At 62.7% G+C, this 501-nt stretch carries 1 protein-coding gene; it reads right to left on the reverse strand.

Annotated elements, in window-relative coordinates; all coding sequences use genetic code 11:
• Positions 1-317: 317 nt before the first annotated feature.
• Positions 318-501 (reverse strand): hypothetical protein (locus E1297_RS49495; RefSeq protein WP_209015540.1); only part of this gene is annotated, 184 nt, incomplete at its 5' end.

The following is a 501-nucleotide window of genomic DNA, read 5'->3' on the forward strand; positions in this document are numbered from 1 at the left end:
TCTCAGGGCGCAACCGCCCGAACCGGCGGCGGAAACCGGGATCGATCCGTTCACCCTGCGCGAGCCATTCCCCCTGCTGTGGTGGTCCGATGCGCATCGTCGAGATCTTTCACTGTGGCCAGATACCACGATCCCGCGCACCCCCGAGGGAGCGGGCTGCATGACAAAACGCCCGTCACATCACCCGATCAGAACGCGAACGATGCCGCTCGTTCGTGAGCCTCACCGCTTTGCCGCCGGGCGCCCGCTCGCCGCAAAAGCTGCGGCTCAGGCCGACACCGAACCCGCAAATGTACTCGTGTCCGCAATACAGTTTGTCATATCCGGGCATGCTTTACCGCTAACAGATCGCTCCATCCATACCCCACCGGCGACCAGATCCCAGCTTTCACCATAGATCCTGCCCAAACCACGCGGGTTTCCTCCTTGGGAGGTTTTCCAACGCGGGCCATGCTCTCGCCCAGACGATCTCCCTCGCCGCGGCCCGCATCGAAAAACCTT

The organism is Roseibium sp. RKSG952 (assembly GCF_009711355.1).